This window comes from Bacteroides sp. MSK.18.37 (genome assembly GCF_019129155.2).
Classification (GTDB): domain Bacteria; phylum Bacteroidota; class Bacteroidia; order Bacteroidales; family Bacteroidaceae; genus Bacteroides; species Bacteroides ovatus.
Genome location: NZ_JAHOIB020000001.1, coordinates 1,892,482 through 1,917,282 on the forward strand (window position 1 = coordinate 1,892,482; position 24,801 = coordinate 1,917,282).

Annotated in this window: 20 protein-coding genes and 1 riboswitch; of the genes, 10 read left to right on the forward strand and 10 right to left on the reverse strand. The window is 42.8% G+C overall.

The window, feature by feature from the left end; all coding sequences use genetic code 11:
- Positions 1-36: 36 nt before the first annotated feature.
- From KSX81_RS08020 to KSX81_RS08045, 6 genes are all read right to left on the reverse strand, one after another.
- Positions 37-993, reverse strand: a complete 957-nt coding sequence (locus tag KSX81_RS08020; RefSeq protein WP_004299140.1) for a GNAT family N-acetyltransferase — start codon at positions 991-993, stop codon at positions 37-39.
- 138 nt (positions 994-1,131) lie between these two features.
- Complete coding sequence (locus tag KSX81_RS08025) at positions 1,132-2,505, reverse strand: MATE family efflux transporter (protein ID WP_004299139.1); 1,374 nt, start codon at positions 2,503-2,505, stop codon at positions 1,132-1,134.
- A 93-nt stretch (positions 2,506-2,598) separates the two neighbouring features.
- Positions 2,599-3,333, reverse strand: a complete 735-nt coding sequence (locus KSX81_RS08030; protein ID WP_004299138.1) for an alpha/beta hydrolase — start codon at positions 3,331-3,333, stop codon at positions 2,599-2,601.
- Positions 3,334-3,413: 80 nt separating this feature from the next.
- Positions 3,414-3,944, reverse strand: a complete 531-nt coding sequence (locus KSX81_RS08035; protein WP_004326437.1) for a GNAT family N-acetyltransferase — start codon at positions 3,942-3,944, stop codon at positions 3,414-3,416.
- A 13-nt stretch (positions 3,945-3,957) separates the two neighbouring features.
- Positions 3,958-4,584, reverse strand: a complete 627-nt coding sequence (locus tag KSX81_RS08040; RefSeq protein ID WP_004306418.1) for a CatB-related O-acetyltransferase — start codon at positions 4,582-4,584, stop codon at positions 3,958-3,960.
- Positions 4,585-4,655: 71 nt separating this feature from the next.
- Complete coding sequence (locus tag KSX81_RS08045; RefSeq protein WP_004299136.1) at positions 4,656-5,126, reverse strand: Lrp/AsnC family transcriptional regulator; 471 nt, start codon at positions 5,124-5,126, stop codon at positions 4,656-4,658.
- A 178-nt stretch (positions 5,127-5,304) separates the two neighbouring features.
- On the opposite strand from KSX81_RS08045, the gene KSX81_RS08050 reads away from it, so the two are divergent.
- Both KSX81_RS08050 and KSX81_RS08055 read left to right on the forward strand, forming a co-directional pair.
- Positions 5,305-6,591, forward strand: a complete 1,287-nt coding sequence (locus KSX81_RS08050; RefSeq protein ID WP_004299135.1) for an O-acetylhomoserine aminocarboxypropyltransferase/cysteine synthase family protein — start codon at positions 5,305-5,307, stop codon at positions 6,589-6,591.
- Between the two features lie 68 nt (positions 6,592-6,659).
- Positions 6,660-6,899, forward strand: a complete 240-nt coding sequence (locus KSX81_RS08055; RefSeq protein ID WP_004306417.1) for a hypothetical protein — start codon at positions 6,660-6,662, stop codon at positions 6,897-6,899.
- 102 nt (positions 6,900-7,001) lie between these two features.
- On the opposite strand, the gene KSX81_RS08060 is transcribed toward KSX81_RS08055, so the two are convergent.
- The gene (locus KSX81_RS08060; protein ID WP_004299133.1) at positions 7,002-7,910 is read right to left on the reverse strand and encodes a mechanosensitive ion channel family protein; all 909 of its coding nucleotides are present in this window, start codon (positions 7,908-7,910) and stop codon (positions 7,002-7,004) included.
- 127 nt (positions 7,911-8,037) lie between these two features.
- Positions 8,038-8,134, forward strand: a riboswitch (TPP riboswitch).
- 1 nt (position 8,135) lies between these two features.
- Between KSX81_RS08060 and KSX81_RS08065 the strand changes: the two genes are divergently transcribed.
- From KSX81_RS08065 to KSX81_RS08075, 3 genes are read left to right on the forward strand one after another with little or no spacing between them, the layout of a single operon-like run.
- Entirely contained in the window at positions 8,136-10,385 is a 2,250-nt protein-coding gene (locus tag KSX81_RS08065; RefSeq protein ID WP_118419177.1) for a TonB-dependent receptor, read from the forward strand.
- A 12-nt stretch (positions 10,386-10,397) separates the two neighbouring features.
- Positions 10,398-11,009, forward strand: a complete 612-nt coding sequence (gene pnuC, locus KSX81_RS08070) for a nicotinamide riboside transporter PnuC (protein ID WP_217725758.1) — start codon at positions 10,398-10,400, stop codon at positions 11,007-11,009.
- Positions 11,006-11,632, forward strand: a complete 627-nt coding sequence (locus tag KSX81_RS08075) for a thiamine diphosphokinase (RefSeq protein WP_117515530.1) — start codon at positions 11,006-11,008, stop codon at positions 11,630-11,632. Before pnuC ends, KSX81_RS08075 begins: the two co-directional genes overlap by 4 nt.
- A 132-nt stretch (positions 11,633-11,764) precedes the next feature.
- Here the strand turns inward: KSX81_RS08075 and thrC are convergent, their stop codons facing one another.
- Genes thrC through thrA form a run of 3 tightly spaced genes read right to left on the reverse strand, consistent with a single transcriptional unit; the run spans position 11,765 to position 16,731 of the window.
- Positions 11,765-13,066: a threonine synthase gene (gene thrC, locus KSX81_RS08080; RefSeq protein ID WP_004309069.1), complete on the reverse strand. Its 1,302-nt coding sequence runs from the start codon at positions 13,064-13,066 to the stop codon at positions 11,765-11,767.
- 13 nt (positions 13,067-13,079) lie between these two features.
- Positions 13,080-14,288, reverse strand: a complete 1,209-nt coding sequence (locus KSX81_RS08085) for a cofactor-independent phosphoglycerate mutase (protein WP_217725759.1) — start codon at positions 14,286-14,288, stop codon at positions 13,080-13,082.
- Between the two features lie 7 nt (positions 14,289-14,295).
- Positions 14,296-16,731, reverse strand: coding sequence for a bifunctional aspartate kinase/homoserine dehydrogenase I (gene thrA, locus KSX81_RS08090; RefSeq protein ID WP_004299126.1), 2,436 nt, complete (start codon positions 16,729-16,731; stop codon positions 14,296-14,298).
- 401 nt (positions 16,732-17,132) lie between these two features.
- Here thrA and KSX81_RS08095 point away from each other — a divergent pair, with 401 nt between their 5' ends.
- The 5 genes from KSX81_RS08095 (at position 17,133) to KSX81_RS08115 (ending at position 24,515) form a co-directional block, all read left to right on the forward strand.
- Entirely contained in the window at positions 17,133-18,170 is a 1,038-nt protein-coding gene (locus KSX81_RS08095; RefSeq protein ID WP_004323559.1) for an asparaginase, read from the forward strand.
- An 86-nt stretch (positions 18,171-18,256) separates the two neighbouring features.
- Positions 18,257-19,624, forward strand: coding sequence for a DNA repair protein RadA (gene radA, locus KSX81_RS08100; protein ID WP_004299124.1), 1,368 nt, complete (start codon positions 18,257-18,259; stop codon positions 19,622-19,624).
- 66 nt (positions 19,625-19,690) lie between these two features.
- Positions 19,691-21,343 (forward strand): NAD(P)/FAD-dependent oxidoreductase, encoded by a 1,653-nt coding sequence (locus KSX81_RS08105; protein WP_004299123.1) that lies wholly within the window; start codon positions 19,691-19,693, stop codon positions 21,341-21,343.
- Positions 21,344-21,359: 16 nt separating this feature from the next.
- Positions 21,360-21,962 carry a response regulator transcription factor gene (locus KSX81_RS08110; protein WP_004299122.1) on the forward strand — a complete coding sequence of 201 codons (603 nt, stop codon included), beginning with the start codon at positions 21,360-21,362 and terminating at the stop codon, positions 21,960-21,962.
- Between the two features lie 90 nt (positions 21,963-22,052).
- On the forward strand, positions 22,053-24,515 hold the full coding sequence (locus tag KSX81_RS08115; RefSeq protein WP_195646765.1) for a TonB-dependent receptor: 2,463 nt from the start codon (positions 22,053-22,055) through the stop codon (positions 24,513-24,515).
- The last annotated feature ends 286 nt before the right edge of the window (positions 24,516-24,801 follow it).

A 24,801-nucleotide genomic window follows, 5' to 3' on the forward strand; every position in this document is an offset into this window, starting at 1 on the left:
GCCCCTTAATAAATTCACCATCCACCTTTTTCATTTTCACTCTTCAATCATTAATTCCATCTGTATGTCTCCTCTTTCATAAGTCGTGTGATATTCGGGAAGTTCCTTGAAGCCCAACTTATGATAAATATGGATAGCCGGTTTCAGACGCGTATTGCTCTCTATAAAGATTCTTTTACCACCAAGCTCCTTCGCTTTATTTACAACTGCTTCGCAAAGCAGTACTCCAATACCTTTGCCCTGAACCTTAGGGCTGACAGCCAGTTTGGCCAACTCATAATCATAAAGCGGATGATCCATCTTACACAAAGCACATACACCGACCGGCTCATCTTTATAAAGAGCCACCAAAATAGCTCCTCCCTTATCCAGAATATATTCCTTTGGATGATCCAAAGCCTTGTAATCGGCCTCTTCCATCCGAAAATAAGCAGTTATCCACTCTTCGTTAAGGGTCCGGAAGGCAGATTGATAGCAAGGTTCATAAGGAACTATTTTGATGTCCTTACTCTCTCGTTCCTTTTTCGCTTCCTTCACCCGCTCCAACAGGGATTTATCCAACAAAAGATTCTCCCATTCTTCGATAGCCTCCCAAAGGTCATTCCGGGTTTGCTGCGTGATTTGCTCAATAGCTGCCGTAACATCTATACACTGTTCCGAAAAAGAGTCGGACATTCTTTTTCCTTTGGCAGATAACATGACCATGTTTCTTCTCCCGTCGGATTTGTCCTTTGTCTCCTTCACTAATCCTTTAGCTACCATTTCTTTAATAATATTACTCACGGAAGGATGAGAATGACCAATCTCTTTGGCTATGGACGTAATGGTTTTTGCCTCCCCACGTGATAATACAAAAAATACAGGAAACCATTTCGGTTTGAGGTCTACTCCAAACATTTTATAGATGGCGGCTGCATCTACTGTTATTTTATCGGTCAACATGCGTAATCTGCTACCGATGGCTAATTTGCCTGTCTGATTAAAAAAGTCCATGTTTTTATTAGTTGCGTCACTAAATACGTAATTGATTACGCAAATATATTAGCTTTTTATAATATGAACAAACATTTTTCGCAAAAATACGTAAGCCGTTACATAATTAGTTCTATTTATGGATAAACATCAGGAAATTTAGCTTATGTGCAAAGTGCTCCTTTGGATTTTTCCCAATATTTTGGGGAACTGCCAGAAGAACAACAAAGTACAACAAATTGCTGCTGTCGCATCGGATATTGCTTCAGCCGCATATACACCGGCTACTCCCATAAAATGTGGCAATATTAATGCCAATGGGATCAATAGGATTGCTTTGCGCAACAAGGCTATGAAAATAGAAATTTTTGCTTGTCCCAAGGCTACAAACATATTTTGGCAGGCTCGTTGCAATCCGAAAATAGTCATACCACCCAAGAAAACAGGCATTGCCCAGCGGACTGTTTCTATCAATCTTTCATCACTCGTAAAGGCGGAAGCTACTGTTGAGGGGAAAAGAATCATAAACAACATCAGCAGTAAGTTGAATGAGAACATGGTTATCAATGCGACACGGAAACAGTCTTTGACACGTTGTTTGTCGCCGTGCCCATAATTATAACTCACAATAGGAACGAACCCTTGCGCAAATCCTGTTAATGGGACACTTGCAAATTGCATCGCACTTTGCAAGATGGTCAATGCGCTGACATAAATATCTCCAAAATCTTTCAGGCTGCTGTTCAGAACAAAGCCGACCAGGCTTTCGGTACTTGCCATAATAAACGGTGATACGCCCAAAGCAAATATAGAAAGTATTATTTCCCGGTTCAACGCCATATAACGTTTTTCTAAAGGGAGAGAGGCGTGCCGGGAGAAAAGGAAAGTTAAAACCCACACTGCACTACATGCCTGTGAAAGCACTGTAGCCAGAGCTGCACCTTTTACTCCCATATCGAGCCAAAAAATGAAAATCGGGTCGAGGACGATATTCAACAGTGCTCCTATTAATACCGAGTACATGGCGATAGCAGGACGCCCTTGTGCATTGATAAAAGAATTTAATCCTGTGGATATTTCTACGAAGATAGTTCCTAATAAATAGATAGAAAGATAGTTGACTGCATACTCCAATGTATTTTCTGAAGCTCCTGTAAAGAGTAGAATCGGCTCCATAAAGGTATATGCGATGAGAGAAGTAAACAAGGTAAATAGTATTAACAGGATAAAGCCATTACCCAGAATTTTTCCGGCACGTGAACGATCCCCCTGTCCGAGTGCGATAGCCGCTAACGGCGCACCCCCACCTCCTACTATCGCTGAAAAAGAAGAAATCAGTATAACAAGAGAAGTCGTTACTCCTACACCCGCCAATGCATCCGTACCAATCCCAGGGATATGACCAATATAAATACGGTCGACCATGCTATAAAGCAAATTAACAAATTGCGCTGCCACAGCCGGAAGTGCCATCTTAAAAACAAGCGGTAACATGCGCTCTGTCCCCAGTCGTTCTTCATATTTATTTATCATCCCAAACTTCTTTTTCTAAAATCAGTTGCAAAGTTATAAGAAAAACAGGCTTCCGATTTAAAACCATTGGATAAAATAAATATAATACATCAGTTATCTCCGTGTAAGAAATCCATAGATATACTGATTGATAAGGTTGTGTTGTTCTTCCGTTCCATTCTCCCCCATATTACTATGCGTTATTCCGTCCAATTTCACAACCTTCATCCGGAATTGTTCCTGCTCCTTTTCAGTGGGTAATACTCCTGAATCCGCATCATAATCGCATCCTCTTAACGTATAAAGTCGAGGATTCCGTGTTCTAGGCATTATCATTCTGCGATGATCCATAGATATGGCTTTATTTATCAACTGCGGATATCGGGTAGCAAATAACATGGTCATATCTCCGCCATTGGAATGTCCTATCAATATAAAGTCATTCCAATTTAATTGTGGCTTCAATTTCTTAAATTCCTGAATAGTAAAAAGAATATTTGCCACTCCCCTTTCCCAATTTGGCATGCGTGTTTCCATGAAATTACCTTCCATGGCCAAAAGAGGATCATCTGCCAATTCATGTTGTATGCTTATTACGTAAAAGCCTTTCTGGGAAAGGAATCGTGTTAGATAGGCATAAGTCTGATTGGACTTATTATTTTTATTTCCATCGTAGCCGTGGCTAAATATAATGACTTTTGTTTTCGAATTCACTTTGTGCGGCTGATAGACGGCTAGCGGTATCACTCTGTTTCTCGAAGCATCAAAAAGGCAAGTCGAAAACTCTATTTGTGAGAAACAAGAGAGTGCTGATAATAAAAGAACAAATACAATAATTAGTTTCTTCATGTCTATGATGTGATATTTATTATTCTATAAATCTAAGAGCAACTGAATTATAACAATGAATGCATAATGTAAGGAAGGGATTATAAAATGATTTTCTCATAAAGTTTGAACCACTCTAAACCGTAATGACCCAATCCTAAATCTACGGTATCAATGTATTCGAACCCACACTTTTCGTACAATGAAATAGCCGGAAGATTTTTCTCGTAAACATCTAACCGCACAGACTTTATCCCCGAACTTTGAGCCAATTCCAATGAATAATCCATTAATGCATGCCCTACTCCTATTTTCAAAAAAGAAGGATATACAACAAAAGTATGTATCACAAAGATATGGCTATGGTCCAGTTCTATTTTCCATTTGACATTCTCATAAGCCTTTTCCGGTTGATGATTTAAAATGACTGAACCGACAATTCTTCCATCATATCTTGCTACGTAAAGCGTTTCATCATTTACACCGGCAACCGCATCTTCCCGAACAGGATAAACACCTTTTATCCACCCGGGATAATTAGTCGTAGCAGCCAGATAATCATTCAGTTCATCATACAGCTTTTCCAGTTCATCTATATCAGCAGAAGTTCCGGGCTCTATTGTAAATTTCATATATACACACTGTTTATCTTTTTATCAGTTCTTCAATCTTTCCACCTGTAATATAAGGTATACATTCGGATATCTTCTCAATACTCCAATCCCACCATTGCAATTTCTGCAATTGAACAATCGTATTCTCATCAAAACGCTTCCGAATTTCTTTAGCTGGTGTCCCACCTACTATCGTATAAGGAGGAACATCTTTAGTAACCACTGCCCGCGACGCAATAACCGCTCCATCTCCGATATGAACTCCTGCCATGATAACAGCTTCATATCCAATCCAGACATCATTACCTATTACTATATCCCCTTTATTATCCCAAGCAGAAGTTACATCTCCTTTATCTAAATTCCATTCCTCAAAAAAGATAGGAAACGTATAATTGGATAAAGAACCCAATGTGTGGTTTGCGCTGTTAAAAAGAAATTTGGCTCCACAAGCAATGGAACAGAATTTGCCAATTATCAATCGGTCTTTATTAATCGGATAATGATATAATACATTGTTCTTCTCAAAAAGAACAGGATCATTTACAAAGTCATTGTATATTGTATAATCACCTACCATAATGGCAGGATTCTTAATCACTGTATTCAGATAAACAGTCTGGAAATCATTGGTGCGAGGATATGTTTTTGAATTCATTGTGTCAGCAGAAGAGGATTTATATTACATAGCAAATATACAAGATAAATTTCAGACTATCACACAACGAACTAAATATGTATCCCATATTGATGCTTCACTTCAGCCATTACAAACGTGCTTTCCAGTGATCCTAAGCTATCAATCGTCCCCAACACATTCAGAATAAACTCCTGATAGTATTTCATATTGGGAGCATGAATCTTCAACAGGTAATCATAACTTCCTGATATGTTATAACATTCGGTTACTTCAGGAATATCCTGTATAATCCGTGTAAACTCGGCTGCTATATCCCTGTTCAGACGTCTAAGCTTCACACTGCAGAATACGACAAATCCCTGATTCAGCTTTTCCGCATCCAATACGGCAATATACTTCTTTATATATCCTCCACTCTCCAACCGTTTAAGACGTTCAAAAACAGGAGTTGAAGAAAGGCTCACCCGTGCAGCCAACTCTTTTGTCGTCAATCGGGCGTTTTCTTGCAAAGTACGGAGTATTTGCAAATCGACTCTATCCAGTTTATCAAAAGTATCCATAAGAAAAATATTCTTCTAAAAGGTGATTTCTAGGAATAGCACAGTTATATTATTCCATATAATGGCACAAAAATAGTATTATTTTCTATATTTCAGATATATATTGTTCGATATATCTTCATCCAATAACTTTGCAAGAAAATAAAGAAAGAATATTAAACTTAAAAAATATACGATTATGGCAACAAAGAATTTACATTTCGAGACTTTACAAGTTCATGTAGGACAAGAACAAGCAGATCCGGCAACAGATGCCCGTGCAGTACCTATTTATCAGACTACTTCTTATGTATTTCACAACTCCGCTCACGCAGCCGCACGTTTCGGCCTGCAGGACCCGGGAAACATCTACGGTCGTCTGACCAACTCCACTCAAGGAGTTTTTGAACAACGCGTAGCCGCTCTTGAAGGAGGAGTAGCAGGGCTGGCAGTTGCTTCGGGTGCCGCTGCTATCACTTATGCTTTCGAGAACATCACTCGTGCAGGCGACCATATTGTGGCAGCCAAAACTATTTATGGAGGAAGCTATAACTTACTGGCTCATACCTTACCCAGTTATGGCATCACAACAACATTCGTTGATCCAAGTGATTTATCGAACTTTGAAAAAGCCATTCAGGAAAATACGAAAGCCGTATTTATCGAGACATTGGGAAATCCGAACTCAAATATCATTGATATAGAGGCAGTAGCTGAAATAGCCCACCGCCACAAAATACCTTTGATTATTGACAACACATTTGGTACCCCGTATTTAATCCGCCCTATCGAACACGGAGCAGATATCGTAGTACATTCCGCAACAAAATTCATTGGCGGACACGGTTCGTCATTAGGAGGAGTCATTGTAGATTCGGGCAAATTCGACTGGGTAGCTTCCGGCAAATTTCCACAACTAACCGAACCTGATCCATGCTATCATGGCGTACGCTTCGTTGATGCAGCCGGTCCGGCTGCCTATGCCATCCGTATCCGTGCTATTCTGCTGCGCGACACAGGTGCCACCATCAGTCCATTCAACGCTTTTATCCTGTTGCAAGGCTTGGAAACTCTTTCCTTGCGCGTAGAACGCCATGTAGAAAATGCATTGAAGGTAGTGAATTTCTTAAACAATCATCCGAAAGTGAAGAAAGTGAACCATCCGTCATTATCCAATCATCCTGACCATGCACTGTATCAACGTTACTTCCCGAATGGTGCCGGTTCCATTTTTACTTTCGAGGTAAAAGGCGGACAAGAGGAAGCACACCGCTTCATCGACAGCCTGGAGATTTTCTCCCTGCTTGCCAATGTTGCCGATGTGAAATCATTGGTGATCCACCCGGCAAGCACTACCCATTCACAGCTCAATGCACAGGAACTCGCCGAACAGGAGATTTATCCGGGCACCGTACGTTTATCAATTGGAACGGAACATATTGATGACCTGATTGCGGATTTGGATCAGGCGCTTGCCAAAATCTAACATTCAATCATTGAACTTTCCATGACTGCAAGATGTTATACCTATATAACATTAAAAACATTGCAGTCATGGAAAAATATTTAATACACAGCAACGAACTGCATCTGATAGACGCAGAGAAAATCCATCAAGCCGTAGAAAAGATGGTGGAATCACTCGATTTAGCCGCAGGATCAACCACTAACTTCGATCTCTATCAGGTTGTGGAAAACTACTTTAAAGATCTCGAGAAAAGGAGAAAAATTAATCATGTACTGGGAATCAAAGAAGATAGATATGAACTAGCCGAAGATTTCGGTATAAAATAAAAAAGAGATTTATTCAATCACACCAGACAAGTTTTCCAAAAAATAAGGGAGTTGTACTTAACGTGCAACTCCCTTATTTTTTGAATTATCAGAGTATAACAATCAATTTCCCTGATGCACAGTAAGCTGTGGGAAAGGGAAGTTGATACCTTTTTCATTGAAGGTTTCGTAAATAGCTTTATTGGTATCGAAATAAACACCCCAATAATCTCCGCTATTTACCCATACACGTACCACCACATTCACACTGCTGGCATCCAGCGCATGAAGAGCTATAAACGGAGCAGGTTCATTCAAGATACGTTTATCTTCAGCCAGAATATCACGAACTATCTGCTGAACCTTATTGTAATCTTCTCCATAATCTATACCAATAATCCATTCTACACGGCGGGTTTCCTGGTGACTGTAATTAATCACTACTCCACTACTTAATGAACCATTCGGTATATAAATCAGTTTATTATCCCCAGTAGTAAGGATGGTATGGAATATCTGAATTTCTTTTACTGTACCGGCTGATCCCTGCTGTGTTTCTATCCAATCGCCAACTTTATAAGGTTTGAACAAAAGAATAACCAGTCCGCCGGCAAAGTTTTGCAGATTACCGGATAAAGCCATACCGACAGCGACACCGGCGGAAGCCAATAAAGCCGCAAATGAAGTTGTCTCAACTCCCAAGGCACCGACAACAGAAATGATTAACAGGATTGTCAACAGAATATTGACCAGACTTCTAACGAAAGTTTTGATACTTACATCTACTTTTCGTTTATCCATCAGACGCCTGATGAATTTGTTGAGCAGCGAGATGAGGAAACGTCCGACGACAAAGACAAGGACCGCAATCAATATACGTTCTCCGGCACGAATACCGAAGTCTATCAATTGTTGAGTAATCAGCGAAAGCTTATCCAATCCGTCAGCATTGGCAATCGCCTCTTTCATTAATTCGTCTGCAGCCACTTGCACAGAGTCCGCAGCTTGTGTTGCTTGCAATAATAGTAGCATAATTAAGTATATATTAAGTGAATAAATGCAGTTTTGTTATTTCAACAATTTACAAAGTTATATTGTTTTTAGTGAATCTAAAAGTTTTTTTTGCTTTCCTCCTGCAAAAGCAGTATTTTTGTAACCGATTCACTGGTAGGGGTGCCTTAACATGACGGGCTGAGAACATACCCATAGAATCTGATCCGGGTAATGCCGGCGTAGAGAACTAATTAGTAAGCAAAAATGAAAAGAATTGTATGGATGGCCGTCGCCTTATTGGGCGCAGGTATCACTGTTCATGCACAGACGAGTGCAAAGGATAGTATGAGAGTAGTAAACCTGCAAGAGGTGCAGGTAGTGTCCACACGTGCCACAGCCAAAACTCCCGTGGCATTCACCAATATAGGCAAAGCAGAACTCAAAAAGGTAAACTTCGGACAGGATATCCCCTATTTGCTAAGTATGACTCCTTCCACACTGACCACATCGGATGCAGGAGCTGGTATCGGCTATACGACACTTCGCGTACGTGGAACCGATGGCACACGAATCAACATCACGGTAAACGGCATACCGATGAACGATGCCGAAAGCCATAACCTGTTCTGGGTGAATATGCCCGACTTTTCTTCTTCCGTAAAAGATATGCAGGTGCAGCGCGGAGCAGGTACATCGACGAACGGAGCAGGTGCTTTCGGAGCCAGTGTCAATATGCAAACCGAAGGTGCATCTATGAAACCATACGCCGAATTCAATGGTTCATACGGTTCGTTCAACACGCACAAGGAAACAGTGAAAGTGGGAACCGGCCTACTCAATAACCACTGGACGTTTGACGCCCGCCTTTCCAATATCGGTACGGACGGATACATAGACCGTGCTTCGGTGGACTTGAACTCTTACTACCTGCAAGGAGGTTATTTTGCAGAAAACACATCTGTGAAGCTCATTGCATTTGCCGGAAAAGAAAAAACATATCATGCTTGGGGATACGCAACAAAAGATCAAATGGAAAAATTCGGCAGACGCTACAATCCTTGCGGGGAAATGTACACTGATGCCAACGGCAAAAAATATTATTACGACGACCAAACAGATAATTATCTGCAAAAGAATTATCAGCTTCTCTTCAATCATACTTTCTCGACAGCCTGGAATCTGAACGTTGCCTTACATTATACCAAAGGTGACGGTTATTACGAAGAGTACAAAGACGGCAGATACCTGATAGAATATGGTTTAAAACCATTTACAATAGATGGAACCGAAGTATCTAAAAGCGATTTAGTCCGTCAAAAGAAGATGGACAACAAATTCGGCGGCGGCGTTTTTTCTCTCAATTACACGGCTAACAGGCTGAATGCGTCTCTGGGAGGTGGTTTGAATCAATACCGGGGCAATAACTTCGGAAGAGTTCCCTGGGTGAAAAACTACGTAGGTTCTCTATCTCCCGACCATGAATATTACCGCAACAAATCCAAGAAGACCGATGGAAATATTTATCTGAAAGCGAACTACGATCTTACTAGAGGACTAAGTGCTTATGCCGATCTCCAGTATCGCCACATCAACTATACCATCGACGGAAACAATGATAAATATGACTGGAGTAAGAATGCGCTGCGTCCACTGGCAGTAGATAAAAAGTTCGATTTCTTTAATCCGAAAGTAGGATTAAACTGGAACATCACTTCCAACCATCGTGTCTATGCCTCTTTCTCGGTTGCTCAAAAAGAGCCAACAAGAAACAATTATACGGATGGTGATCCGGACTCGTACCCCAAAGCAGAAAAGCTGCTCGACTATGAAGCGGGATATACCTTTGCCAACCAATGGCTGACAGCAGGTGCAAACTTCTACTACATGGACTATACCGACCAACTGGTTCTGACCGGAGCCTTAAACGATATAGGTGAAGCACTGACCGAAAACGTGCCGGACAGTTATCGCATGGGAATCGAAATCATGCTGGGAATCAAACCGTGCAAATGGTTTCAATGGGATATCAACGCTACATGGAGCAAAAACCGTATTCAGGATTTCGTAGAGAGCCTGCCGGGCTACCACTATAATGACGACGGTAGCTCTACTTCTCTCCCGACTATTCAGATAAAGCATAAAGACACTCACATTGCTTTCTCACCGGACTTCTTACTCAACAATCGTTTCTCATTCAATTATAAGGGATTCGAAGCTGCCCTGCAATCACAGTTCGTGAGCAAACAGTATATGACAAACGCAGAAGTTGAAGAACTGACTCTTGATAAGTATTTTGTCAGCAACCTCAATCTGGCGTACAGCTTCCGTCCCAAGAAAGTACTGAAAGAAGTCACCGTAGGATTTACTGTATACAATCTGTTTAATGAAAAATATGAAAACAACGGCTGGGCATCAAGTGACTACACCGATACGCTGGAAAATCGGGGAAACTATGCCGGATATGCTGCACAAGCAGGAACAAACGTTATGGGACATGTTTCTTTCCGCTTTTAATCACACAAAGTTATGGAATTGAATTTTCTGGAAATATTCGGTACGATTGTCGGGCTGATCTACCTTTGGTTAGAGTACCGGGCAAATATCTACCTTTGGATAGCGGGCATTGTGATGCCTGCCATCTACATCTTCGTATATTACAAAGCCGGATTGTATGCTGACTTTGGCATCAATATCTACTACCTGATAGCTGCCATCTACGGCTGGTTCTTCTGGATGTGGGGACACAGGAAAAAGAAAGGTCAACTGACGACAGCAGATGCTTCAACCGGTGACACCCCTAAAGATCTTCCTATCGTACATACTCCGGGAAAATATTACTTGCCTCTTTTTCTGGTATTCGTCGTTTCTTTCCTCGGTATTGCATGGATACTGATAGAATATACGGATAGCAATGTTCCCTGGCTAGATAGCTTTACTACCGCATTGAGCATTGTCGGTATGTGGATGCTGGCACGCAAATACGTCGAGCAATGGTTTGCCTGGATTCTTGTGGATATTGTCTGCTGCGGACTTTATATCTACAAAGACCTTTATTTTACTTCCGCTTTATACGGACTTTACTCCATTATAGCTATCTTTGGCTATTTTAAGTGGAAAAAATTAATGAGCATACAATGAAATACGAACACTATACTCCCGAAGCCGTGATACTTGCCAATGGCGAATATCCCAGCCATCCTCTTCCCCTGCAAATGCTGGAAAATGCAGAATTTGTAGTTTGCTGTGACGGGGCTGCCAATGAATATATCCTGCGTGGGCATACCCCCGATGTAATTATCGGTGACGGGGATTCTCTTTCCCCGGAATATAAAGAACTTTTCTCCCCTATTGTACATCAGATAGCGGATCAAGAAACGAACGACCAAACCAAAGCTGTTCATTTCCTGCAAAAGAAAGGATTCCGAAGAATTGCCATTGTCGGAGCCACCGGCAAACGGGAAGATCATACATTAGGAAACATCAGTCTGCTGATCGACTACATGAAAGATGGTATCGAGGTACGTACCATTACCGATTATGGTATGTTTATCCCCGCCAAAGACACGCAAGCTTTCGCCTCTCATCCGGGGCAACAAGTTTCTATTTTCAATTTCGGAGCGAAAGGATTGCAAGGAGAGGGATTAGTTTATCCTCTTAGTGATTTTACTAATTGGTGGCAAGGAACGCTTAATGAAGCAACAGCAAATGAGTTTACTGTTCATTGTACGGGAGAATATTTAGTATTCTTAGCTTCTATATAAACTATATTGCAATTATCCGGTTTATGCCACCCTATTGTCACAATTGTGCCACCTTGTTGGCACGACCGTGACACTTCGATGGCACAACCGTGCCAACAAGGTGGCACAAATTCATTCATAGGAAGAAGAGGATTAAAGCGTCAACAAATACTTCTTGAAGTCCGCAAAGTCTTTTGTCATTTGAAGGCTTTTTTTCTCGCCTTTCATAAATTCCTGCAATTTGGCAGGGATTTCTACCGCTTCTCCAATAATGCTTTCCACTGTTTCGAGGAACTTGGCAGGATGAGCCGTTTCAAGGAATACACCTGTTTCTCCCTCTTTCAAGCCTTCTACCAACGCACGATATCCACAAGCACCATGAGGATCAAGGAGATAATGATGTTCTTTCCAGGTTTCCTTCACCGTTTCGCGGATTTGCTCATCGGTATAAGTTGTTCCTGAAATCTCGGCAGAGATATCAGCATGTGAACCACTATATAAATCGAGTACGCGGGCAAAGTTACTCGGATCGCCTACGTCCATAGCATTAGCAATCGTTGCGATAGACGGACGGGGATTATATTTACCTGTCTGCAGATATTGATAGAAAATATCGTTGCGGTTATTGGCAGCAATGAAACGCTTCACGGGTAAACCCATCTTCTTGCCAAACAATCCGGCGGTGATATTTCCGAAGTTTCCACTAGGTACACAGATTACAGCATTATCAGCTTTTCCGGCACGTTTCAATTGTGCATAAGCATAGAAATAATAGAATGCCTGCGGCAAGAAACGGGCTACATTGATGGAGTTGGCAGAAGTCAACGAAAGGTGTTCATTCAATTCTTTATCCATGAAAGCAGATTTCACCAATGCCTGACAATCATCAAATGTTCCGTCCACTTCAAGCGCAGTAATATTCTGTCCGAGCGTAGTGAATTGCTTCTCCTGTATTTCGCTCACTTTTCCTTTCGGATAAAGCACATACACATGAATACCTTCCACACCCAGAAAGCCGTTGGCAACAGCACTTCCCGTATCACCGGAAGTAGCTACCAATACATTGACATTCTTTTGTCCTTCTTTTTTAATGAAGTATCCCAAAAGACGCGCCATGAAACGACCGCCTACATCTTTAAATGCTAACGTCGGTCCGTGGAAAAGTTCAAGTGAATAGATGTTATCTGCCACCTTAACCAAAGGTACATCGAAACTTAATGTATCATATACAATCTGTTTCAGCGTATCGGCAGGAATATCCTCACCGAAGAAAGCATCGGCTACGCGATAAGCAATTTCCTGAAAGGATAAACTATCAATCGTATCGTAAAAGTCCTGTGGAAGAGGTTTGATAGACATAGGCATAAACAGCCCTTTGTCGGCAGCAAGCCCTTTTACCACCGCTTCTTGCAGTGAGGCAACAGGTGCTTGTTTATTCGTACTATAATATTTCATAATCTGTGGTGACTTATTTCATGAATTCTTTTATAAACTCGTCTTCTTTCAGAAGTCCGTAACTACCGTTGCAAGCGGCTATTTCATCATACGTCTGCACTTCGTCCGGCTCGATACCCGGATACCAGATAAGAAACGGAATGGGATCAGATGTATGAGTACGAAGCTCACAGGGAGTAGGATGATCGGGCAATACAGCAATGGCTACCGGTTCGTCCCAATCTTTCACTGCTTCATAAATAGGACCTACGGCACGTTTATCAAGATTCTCGATAGTGAGAAGTTTCAAGTCGATGTCTCCTTCGTGTCCGGCCTCATCACTGGCTTCGATATGCAGATAAACAAAATCATCCGTCTTCAATGCTTCCAAGGCAGCGGTCACTTTGTTTTCATAGTTCGTATTATAAAGTCCGGTTGCTCCCTCTACTGCGATGCGACGTAAATCAGCATAATAACCGATTCCGTTTATCAGATCGACAGCCGAGATGACTGTTCCTTTCTTTACCTGTGGGAAAGTCTCGGAGAAAGTAGGCATCTGCGGACGGTAACCGGGACTCCAGGGCCAAATACTGTTCGCAGGATCTTTACCTTCTGCCATACGTTTCAGATTCAATGGATGATCTTTCAGCAATTCCTGTGATTTCAGAATCAGGTCGTTAATCAGATCTGCCGTTTCTTGCGCTTCCAGAACCAATGGTTTCACCATCAATGGACGGAAAGGTTTCAAAGGTACATCATGCGGAGGTGTACAATCCAGTTCTTTATTACCTCCCTTGATAACCAATAGATGGCGGTACTGAACTCCTGTATGAAAGCGTACGCGGTCATTGCCCAGCTTTTCTTGCAGATATTGAATCAATACATCTGCTTCTTCTGTAGATATATGTCCGGAGGAGTGATTCTTCAGAATTTCTCCTTCCACACAAATCAAATTACAGCGCATTGCCATCTCGCCCGGTTTCAGATCCACACCAATACTGGCAGCTTCCAGCGGTCCGCGACCTTCATATACCTTTGGCAAATTATATCCCAACACGGACATATTGGCAACTTCACTACCCGGATGGAAACCTTCCGCCACAGTAATCAGGCGGCCGTTACGTCCCATGCGAGCTAGCTTATCCATATAAGGCGTCTTTGCATATTGCAGGAGCGTCTTGTCCCCTAATGACTTTACTGGCCAATCGGCCATTCCGTCTCCCAATATGATAATATGTTTCATAAGGCGTTTAAACATTTGCGATACTCATGATGTCGGCAAATACTCCGGCAGCCGTTACGCCGGCACCGGCACCGTATCCTTGAATCATCATCGGATATTCTTTATAGCGTTCCGTAGTGAGCAGGATAATATTGTTGCTGCCTTCCAAGCCGTAGAACGGATGGTTGGCTCCTACTTCCTGCAGGCCGACGGAGGCTTTTCCATTCTCCAGTTTGGCGACGAAACGCCAGTGCTTGTTTTCTTTTTCCAATACCTGGCGACGGGCTTCAAAGTCTGCGTCGAGACTTGGAACACGTTTCCAGAAATCTTCCAGAGAACCTTCGAAGAAGTCATTCGGAACAAAGAGGTTCTTTTCAACATCTTCCTGTTCTAGACGGTATCCGGCTTCACGTGCCAGAATCACCAGTTTACGGATCACATCTTTTCCACTCAAGTCAATACGTGGGTCCGGTTCAGAGTAGCGTTCTTCCTGTGCCATTTTGATGGTACGGCTGAAAGGAATATCGGCGCTGATTTTATTAAATATATAGTTCAGTGTACCGGAAAGCACCGCTTCAATCTTCAGAATCTTGTCACCGCTATGAATCAGGTCATTAATTGTATTGATGATCGGAAGACCTGCACCTACGTTTGTTTCGAACAGATACTTCACACCCCGTTGGCGGGCAATCGTTTTCAATTCACGATAGTTTTCATAAGCGGAAGAAGCCGCAATCTTATTGGCTGCTACCACAGAGATATTGTGTTGCAGGAAATCTTTGTAAAGCGATGCGATGTCAGCGCTGGCCGTACAGTCTACAAATACAGAATTAAAGATATTCATTCCGATAATCTCGTCGCGGATGGTTTGCAAGCTGCTGTCCTTGCCCTTTTCCAGCAGTTCTTCACGGAAGTTGGCGAGGTCGAAACCTTCACGGCTGAACATTGCCTTGGCTGCATCAATGATGCCTACTACATGGAGTTTCAGTCCGTTTTCCATCATCAGCTTTTGTTGCTGGCAACGAATCTGTTCTACCAGACTACCCCCTACCGTACCGACACCACAGATAAAGAGGTTCAATACCTGATATTCGGAGAGGAAGAAAGAGTCGTGGATTACGTTCAATGATTTACGCAAGGATTTGGAATCGACAACAAAAGAGATATTAGTTTCCGAAGCTCCCTGTGCGCAAGCGATAACGTTGATACCATTACGTCCCAGTGTACCGAAAAGTTTACCTGCGATACCCGGTGTATGTTTCATATTCTCACCTACGATAGCCACTGTTGCCAGATTTCTTTCTGCCAGAATCGGAGAAATCTCGCCCATCTCTATCTCTTTCGCAAATTCCTCGTTCAGCACTTCACAAGCCAGGTCGGCATCGGCATTACGCACACCGATAGAAGTACTGTTTTCCGATGAAGCCTGTGAGACGAGGAACACGCTGATTCCATTCTTTGCCAATGCTTTAAAAATGCGGTAGTTTACACCGATCACACCTACCATACCAAGACCCTGAACAGTAATCAGACTTGTGTCGTTGATGGAGGAAATCCCCTTGATAGCCTTGCTCTGCGGGTTGGAAACTTCTTGTTTGATAACCGTTCCCACTCCATCCGGGTTGAATGTATTCTTTATTATAATAGGAATATTCTTGTGACATACGGGATAGATAGTCGGCGGATAAACCACCTTTGCGCCGAAGTTACAAAGTTCGGTCGCTTCTACGTAACTCAATTCCGTAATCGTATAAGCAGTCGAAATGACACGCGGATCAGCCGTCATAAATCCGTCTACGTCCGTCCAGATTTCCAGACTTGCCGCATCCAGCGCCGCAGCAATAATGGCAGCCGTATAGTCCGAGCCACCGCGTCCGAGGTTTGTTACATCCCCTGTCGTTTTATCCGAAGAGATGAATCCCGGCACCAGCGCTACTTTAGGAATAGACTGGAAAGCCTCTTTCACCAGTTTATTAGTCAATTCTGTATCCAGCGTGTGCTTGCTATGCTTTCTTTCCGTCTTGATAAAAGTGCGCGAATCGAACCATTTTGCTCCCTCAATCAGTGCGGTGACGATGATCGATGAAAGGCGTTCACCATAGCTGACGATTGTATCCGAAGTTTTCGGGGAAAGGTCTTTAATCAGGTAAATTCCCTGAAAGATATCCTTCAATTCGTTCAGCAGCTCGCCAATCTGACGTTGCAACGATACTTGCTTTTCTCCGGCAGGAATCACCTCCTTAATCATCTCCACATGACGGTAAACGATTTCGCGAAACTCACCCTCATAGGCTGAATCTCCCACTGCCGCCATCTTCGATGTATTTATCAATTTGTCAGTGATGCCTCCCAATGCGGAAACAACTACAATTACCGGCTCATTTGCCGACTCTACAATTCTCTTTACGCTTAAAATGCTGTTCACGGAACCTACGGATGTTCCGCCGAATTTCATTACTTTCATGAAGATACTTATTTAAATGCAATGTCCTGCAGTTTGCTTTTTACAGAACGATTGGTTGTTTACGAATAAAATTGAATTTGAATTTTGCCTGCTTATACAAGCGTGAATCACGTAGATACACAAAAACTATCCATTAACCCCTAAGGGTCATGGTACACATGGATGTGACTGTATGTGGATAGTACTTCATCATAGTCCTTGTTTCTACTCTTGTTTTTGATAAGTGTCGCAAAAGTAATAATAAAAACGTTCAATCTATCACTTTTTTCGGTTTTTTTCTGATAAAAAGAATCTTTCGCCTGCGCTTTATCCGGTCATTCGCCTTCACTTTTATGACATTTTGTTACTTATTTATCAAATCTATTATTATATTTGCGAAAACAATCGCACAAAATCAGCTTATGAACCCATTAAATACTTCCGTATTGTTAATATACACCGGTGGAACAATTGGTATGATTGAGAATGCCGCGACAGGTGCTCTGGAGAACTTTAACTTCGAGCAACTGCAAAAGTATATCCCCGAACTGCAAAAGTTCAATTTTCCAATTGACACCTATCAGTTTGATCCTCCGATGGATTCGTCGGACATGGAACCGGATATGTGGCGGAAGCTGGTACGCATTATTCATGACAACTACAATCGTTACCACGGCTTCGTCATCCTGCACGGAACGGACACGATGGCTTATACCGCTTCCGCACTAAGTTTTATGCTGGAAGGACTGGACAAACCTGTTATCCTCACAGGCTCACAGCTTCCCATCGGCGTACTCCGCACGGACGGAAAGGAAAATCTGATGACCAGTATCGAGATTGCCATTGCACAAAACAAGGAAGGAAGGGCACTGGTGCCCGAAGTATGCATCTTCTTTGAAAATCACCTGATGCGGGGAAACCGTACGACAAAGATGAATGCAGAAAACTTCAATGCATTCCGTTCTTTCAATTATCCGGTATTGGCGGAAGCGGGAATCCATATTAAATATAATAATGTACAAATTCACGGAAATGGTGAAAAGCGGGAATTGAAACCGCACTATTTGCTGGATACCAATGTAGTGGTACTGAAGCTCTTTCCGGGCATTCAGGAAAATGTAATTGCCACCATTCTGAGGATTGAAGGTTTAAAGGCGGTTGTGCTCGAAACATACGGTTCGGGGAATGCTCCCCGAAAGGAATGGTTTATACGCCGGCTCTGTCAGGCCAGTGAACGTGGAATTGTGATTGTCAACGTAACACAATGCAGCGCAGGAATGGTAGAAATGGAACGTTACGAAACGGGATACCAGTTGTTGCAGGCAGGCGTTGTCTCCGGATATGACAGTACAACGGAATCGGCAGTCACTAAATTAATGTTCTTACTGGGACATGGATATACTCCGGATGAGGTACGCGACCGGATGAACCGTTCGATAGCGGGAGAGATAACTCTGTAGGCTTCATCTATTTCTATTAGGCAGGGATAACTTATTTCTAATAAATTATCCCTATTTTTGTACCCTACAAGAAGAAAGGAATTTCGATGGCAAAAGAGAAAACCGTATATGTATGCAGTAATTGCGGACAGGATTCACCGAAATGGGTGGGTAAATGTCCGTCGTGTGGAGAATGGAATACGTATGTTGAAGAAATCGTACGGAAAGAACCCACTAACCGCCGTCCGGTGTCGGGCATTGAAACACAGAAGCCCAAGCCACTGGCACTTAGCGATATAGAGGCAGACGACGAGCCACGCATCAATATGCACGATGATGAACTGAATCGTGTATTGGGAGGCGGACTTATACAGGGGTCTCTTGTCCTGATAGGCGGCGAGCCGGGAATCGGTAAATCGACGCTCGTCATGCAGACCGTACTGCACATGCCGGAAAAGAAGATTCTTTATGTATCCGGTGAAGAGAGTGCACGACAGCTGAAACTTCGTGCCGACCGTCTCTCTGACACTTCCAGCGATTGCCTGATCGTTTGCGAGACTTCACTCGAACAGATTTATGTGCATATCAAGAATACGAATCCCGATTTAGTGATTATCGACTCTATACAGACTATTTCCACCGAAAGTATCGAATCGTCTCCCGGAAGTATAGCGCAAGTCAGAGAGTGTTCGGCGTCTATTCTTCGTTTTGCGAAAGAAACACATACGCCTGTATTGCTGATCGGACATATTAATAAGGAAGGAAGTATTGCAGGACCTAAAGTGCTGGAACATATCGTAGATACTGTTCTTCAATTTGAGGGCGACCAACATTATATGTATCGTATTCTACGCAGTATCAAGAATCGTTTCGGTAGTACGGCAGAATTAGGTATTTATGAAATGCGTCAGGACGGGTTGCGCCAAGTGAGTAATCCTTCCGAACTTTTGCTAAGTCAGGATCATGAAGGGATGAGCGGGGTAGCCATTGCCTCCGCCATTGAGGGGATTCGCCCATTTTTGATTGAGACACAGGCTTTGGTAAGCTCTGCAGTCTACGGAAATCCGCAACGTTCGGCAACCGGTTTCGATTTGAGAAGAATGAATATGCTGCTGGCTGTTCTCGAAAAGCGGGTGGGATTTAAGTTGGCACAGAAAGATGTGTTCCTGAATATTGCCGGAGGATTGAAAGTGAATGATCCGGCTATCGATCTGCCGGTTATCAGTGCAATCCTTTCTTCCAATATGGATGCAGCCATTGAGCCGGAAGTTTGCATGGCGGGAGAAATCGGATTGTCGGGAGAGATACGTCCTGTGAATCGAATAGAACAACGTATCGGTGAAGCCGAGAAATTGGGTTTTAAACGGTTCTTGTTGCCAAAATATAATCTGCAAGGGATCGATACCCAAAAACTGAAGATAGAATTAGTACCGGTGAGAAAAGTAGAAGAGGCGTTCAGGGCTTTATTCGGATAAGACACTGATGCATAAATAGCCCGTTTTTCTAATTGGATAATCGAAAACAATATCAATAATAACTAAATGACACAAGAATACCAACTCCGTATACTTCCCGAAATCGCAGCAAACGAACAGAAATTAAAGGAATATCTTTCTAAAGAAAAAGGTCTGAATTTACGTGACATCACCGCTACCCGAATCTTGAAACGGAGTATTGATGCACGCCAGCGGACTATCTTCGTCAATCTGAAGGTAAGGGCATACATCAAGGAAATGCCGCAAGAAGATGAGTACGAACGTACTATATATAATAATGTAGAAGGAAAACTGCAAGTGATTGTCGTTGGCGCAGGTCCCGGCGGATTATTCGCTGCTTTACGCCTTGTTGAACTTGGGTTACGCCCTATCGTCATCGAACGTGGAAAAGACGTGCGCGAACGTAAAAAAGACCTGGCACAAATCAACAGGGAACACACTGTTGATCCGGAATCGAATTACAGTTTCGGAGAAGGAGGTGCAGGAGCTTACTCGGATGGGAAACTCTATACCCGTAGCAAGAAGAGAGGAAATGTGGATAAAATCTTGAACGTATTTTGCCAGCATGGAGCTTCAACTTCGATATTGGTGGATGCGCATCCGCATATCGGAACAGACAAATTGCCACGTGTCATTGAAAATATGCGGAACACCATTATCGAATGTGGCGGAGAAGTACATTTCCAGACACGAATGGATGCATTGATTATTGAGAACGATGAAGTCAAAGGTATCGAAACAAATACAGGAAAGACCTTTCTCGGACCTGTGATACTGGCAACCGGACATTCTGCAAGAGATGTATATCGTTGGCTGGCTGCCAATAATGTGACGATTGAAGCGAAAGGAATCGCTGTCGGGGTACGTCTCGAACATCCGGCAATGTTGATCGATCAAATACAATACCATAATAAGAATGGACGGGGCAAATACCTGCCCGCTGCAGAATACAGCTTTGTAACACAGGCAGAAGGCAGAGGAGTATATAGTTTCTGTATGTGTCCCGGCGGCTTTATCGTTCCTGCTGCCAGCGGACCGGAACAAGTGGTAGTAAACGGCATGTCTCCTGCCAACCGTGGGTCACGGTGGAGTAATTCGGGAATGGTAGTGGAAATTCAACCGGAGGATTTGGGAAATGAAGAATTAAAAATGAGGAATGAAGAATTGGCTGCCCAACAAGATGAACAGCTGATGGCACTGAATCCAAATTTGAAAAGTTCACAACTTTCAGAGATTAATTCACAGTTACTATCTGTTCTTCACTTTCAAGAGGAATTGGAACGTCAATGCTGGTTGCAGGGAGGCAGACGACAGACCGCTCCGGCGCAACGCATGCTGGATTTTACCCGCAAGAAATTGAGTTACAATTTGCCCGAGTCATCCTATAGTCCGGGATTGATTTCGTCTCCACTTCATTTCTGGATGCCATCATTTATTAGCAAAAGGTTATCTCTTGGTTTCCAACAATTCGGACGCAGCAGTCACGGATTCCTGACTAATGAGGCAGTAATGATTGGTGTGGAAACACGAACTTCTTCTCCCGTTCGTATCATACGCGATAAGGATACTCTGCAACATGTCACCGTTCGTGGATTATTTCCGTGCGGAGAAGGGGCAGGCTATGCCGGAGGAATTGTGTCTGCCGGAGTGGACGGCGAACGATGTGCAGAAGCAGTAGCCAACTATTTCAATCATTAATTAAACTTACACTAAAATGAATTATCAACCCGAAATAGCAATTGTAGAAGCCAATACATTGACCTGTCTCGGTCTGAAAGGAATCCTGGAGGAAATGATTCCTATGGCAACCATACGGACTTTTCATCACTTCAGCGAACTGATGGACGATACTCCCGATATGTATGCCCACTATTTCATTTCCGCACAGATTTACGTGGAGCACAATGCTTTCTTTCTCCCCCGGAAACGAAAAACGATTGTATTGGCAAGCGACAGTCCGCAATTCCAACTGTCCGGCGTACCCGTACTCAACATTCATGAATCCGAAGAAGAGTTGGTGAAAAACATATTGAAACTTCACCAACATGCTCACCATGACGGTTATCCGGTAAAAGATATGTCACCCATGCCTCCGATGCAGCCTCATCAGGAAATTCTATCCGCCCGTGAAATAGAAGTGCTCGTACTGATAACCAAAGGATTAATCAACAAAGAAATAGCAGATAAACTGAATATCAGCCTGACTACCGTTATCACTCACCGAAAAAATATCACGGAGAAATTAGGCATTAAGTCCGTCTCCGGGCTGACTATTTATGCTGTAATGAACGGATATATCGAAGCTGACCGAATCTGACTTCTTAAAAAATAAGTCATAATCCTAATAAATGAGGATTGACCGTCATCTATATTTGCCGTTACTTTGCACCAGATAAATTAACAGCAGATGAAGACAAAGAAGATTATGATTGCCCTCATGCTCCTGACGACAGGGACAGCATGGGCTGAAGATTTCCCCAAAGACTCACTAAAAATAGTAGACATCGAAGAGGTGGTAGTGATTGCTACTCCAAAAGAGAACCGTAAACTACGTGATCTGCCGGTAGCCGCCACCGTTTTATCGCAAGACAATATGCGCGCCAATCAGGTAAATTCCGTGAAGAACCTGACAGGTATTGTTCCCAACCTGTTTATCCCTGACTATGGCTCCAAACTGACTACTTCGATTTATATCCGTGGAATCGGTTCACGCATCAATACTCCGTCCGTAGGACTTTATGTAGACAATATCCCTTATATCGACAAATCCGCTTTCGACTTCAACTATGCTGATATCGAACGTATTGATATTCTTCGCGGGCCACAAGGTACTCTCTACGGGCGTAACACGATGGGAGGGCTTATCAAGGTACATACTAAATCTCCTTTCACTTATCAAGGTACCGATATTCGCATGGGAGCAGCAACTTACAATAATTATAATGTTTCACTCACCCACTATCACCGCACATCCGACCGCTTCGCTTTTTCTACCGGAGGTTTCTACGAACACACAGGTGGCTTCTTTGAAAATTCGGCAAGAAATAACGAAAAAGTAGATAAGAACAATGCCGGTGGCGGACGATTTCGTGGAATTTACCTGCCTACTTCGAACCTGAAAATAGATATGGCCCTTAGCTATGAATATAGCGATCAAGGTGGGTATCCGTATTATTATACCGGTATTACTCCCAGTGCCATAGCCAAAGCTCAAAAAGACGGTAAAGAAATGACAGAAGACCGGGCAGACTACATCGGTAAGATTTCATATAACGATCGTAGTAGTTACCGCCGTGGATTGCTCAACTCTGGTGTTAACATCGAATACCAAGCCTGTAACTTTATATTAAGTGCCGTGACAGGTTATCAGAACCTGAATGACCGTATGTTCCTCGATCAGGACTTCACAGAGAGGGATATTTTCAACATCGAACAAAAGCAGAGAGCGAACACCATTTCCGAAGAAATTGTCTTGAAAGCCAAACCTGGAAAAAGATGGCAGTGGGCTACGGGTGCTTTCGGATTCTATCAATGGCTACATACTACAGGTCCTGTTCTGTTCAAAGAAGAAGGAGTGAAGTCAGTCATTGAAAACAACGCCAATTCCGCTTTTGAAGAAGTCTCTGCCAAACCCGGAGCTCCCACCATGGGAATGACCGTGCACAACCCGACATTAAGCGTAGGAGGAACCTTCGATACCCCAACCCTTAGCGGTGCACTTTATCATCAGTCCACTTTCAACAATCTGTTCATCGAAGGGTTGTCCGTTACAGCCGGACTCCGACTCGATTACGAAAAAATCAGTATGAAGTATAATTCTCTTAGCACTCCTATTGACTTTGGTTTCGACTTCCACATGGCAATGGGGCCCACGCAAATAAATCTGTCCGATCAGAATATGAAAGCTCCGGCCTCTTTCGTAGGTAAGCTCTCGACTGATTACGTACAACTTCTACCCAAATTTGCTATTCAATATGAATGGAAGAATCAAAATAATGTTTATGCCACCGTTACCCGGGGATATCGTTCGGGAGGATATAACATCCAGATGTTCTCTGATTTATCACAAACTGAATTGAAAAATTCGATGATGAATGCCATCAAAGAAAGTCCGACAATAGGGCAAGATGCCACATGGGGGGCAACCATTATAAAAATGATGGACCAAATGGTACCAGCAAAAGAGATCGACGTAAAAACTTCTACTACTTACAAGCCCGAATATTCGTGGAACTACGAAGTAGGTAGCCACCTTACTTTATGGGAAGGCAGACTTTGGGCCGACGTCGCAGCATTCTACATGGATACCCGCGACCAACAACTCTCCCAATTTGCAGAAAGTGGTTTGGGACGTATCACGATTAATGCAGGAAAAAGTCGCAGCTATGGTGCAGAAGCAGCTCTTCGTGCCAGTGTGACTAAAGAACTTAGCCTGAATGCCAGTTATGGATATACGTATGCCACCTTTACTGATTATGTAATCACCGAAGAGAAAAAAGATGGCACTCCCATAATTACGGATTACAATGGCAAATATGTTCCCTTTGTTCCCAAGCATACATTAAATATCGGTGGAGAATATGCCATCACCTGCAGCCCACGTTCTATCTTCGACCGGGTTGTATTCCAAGCGAACTATAACGCTGCCGGACGTATCTACTGGACTGAACAAAACGACGTCAGCCAATCCTTCTACGGCACACTCAACTGGAGAACGAATCTGGAAATCGGTGATGCAATGATTAGTTTCTGGGCACGCAACTTCCTGAATAAAGACTATGCCGCCTTCTATTTCGAAACAATGAACAAAGGTTTCATGCAGAAAGGACGCCCAATGCAATTTGGGGTAGATCTTCGCTGCCGCTTCTAATCATTTTTACTCATAAGGATATTATTTAGTCTTTTTATTGTCAGCTAAAGATTTCATCCATATAGAATAATGATTTTCAACGTATTAACAGCTGACAATAAGTGCTGACAATAACCCAAAACAGGCTGACAATAAAAGATTCGGACTTTTATTGTCAGCCTGTCTCTTTGTAGATTAACAGCATAGAATACGGGATAGAAGAACGTATGTCCCTATGAAGTTTGCATTATAAAGCCGTTATACTTGATTTACCCAATCGGTATTGTTCTGTCAGAGCTACGCTATT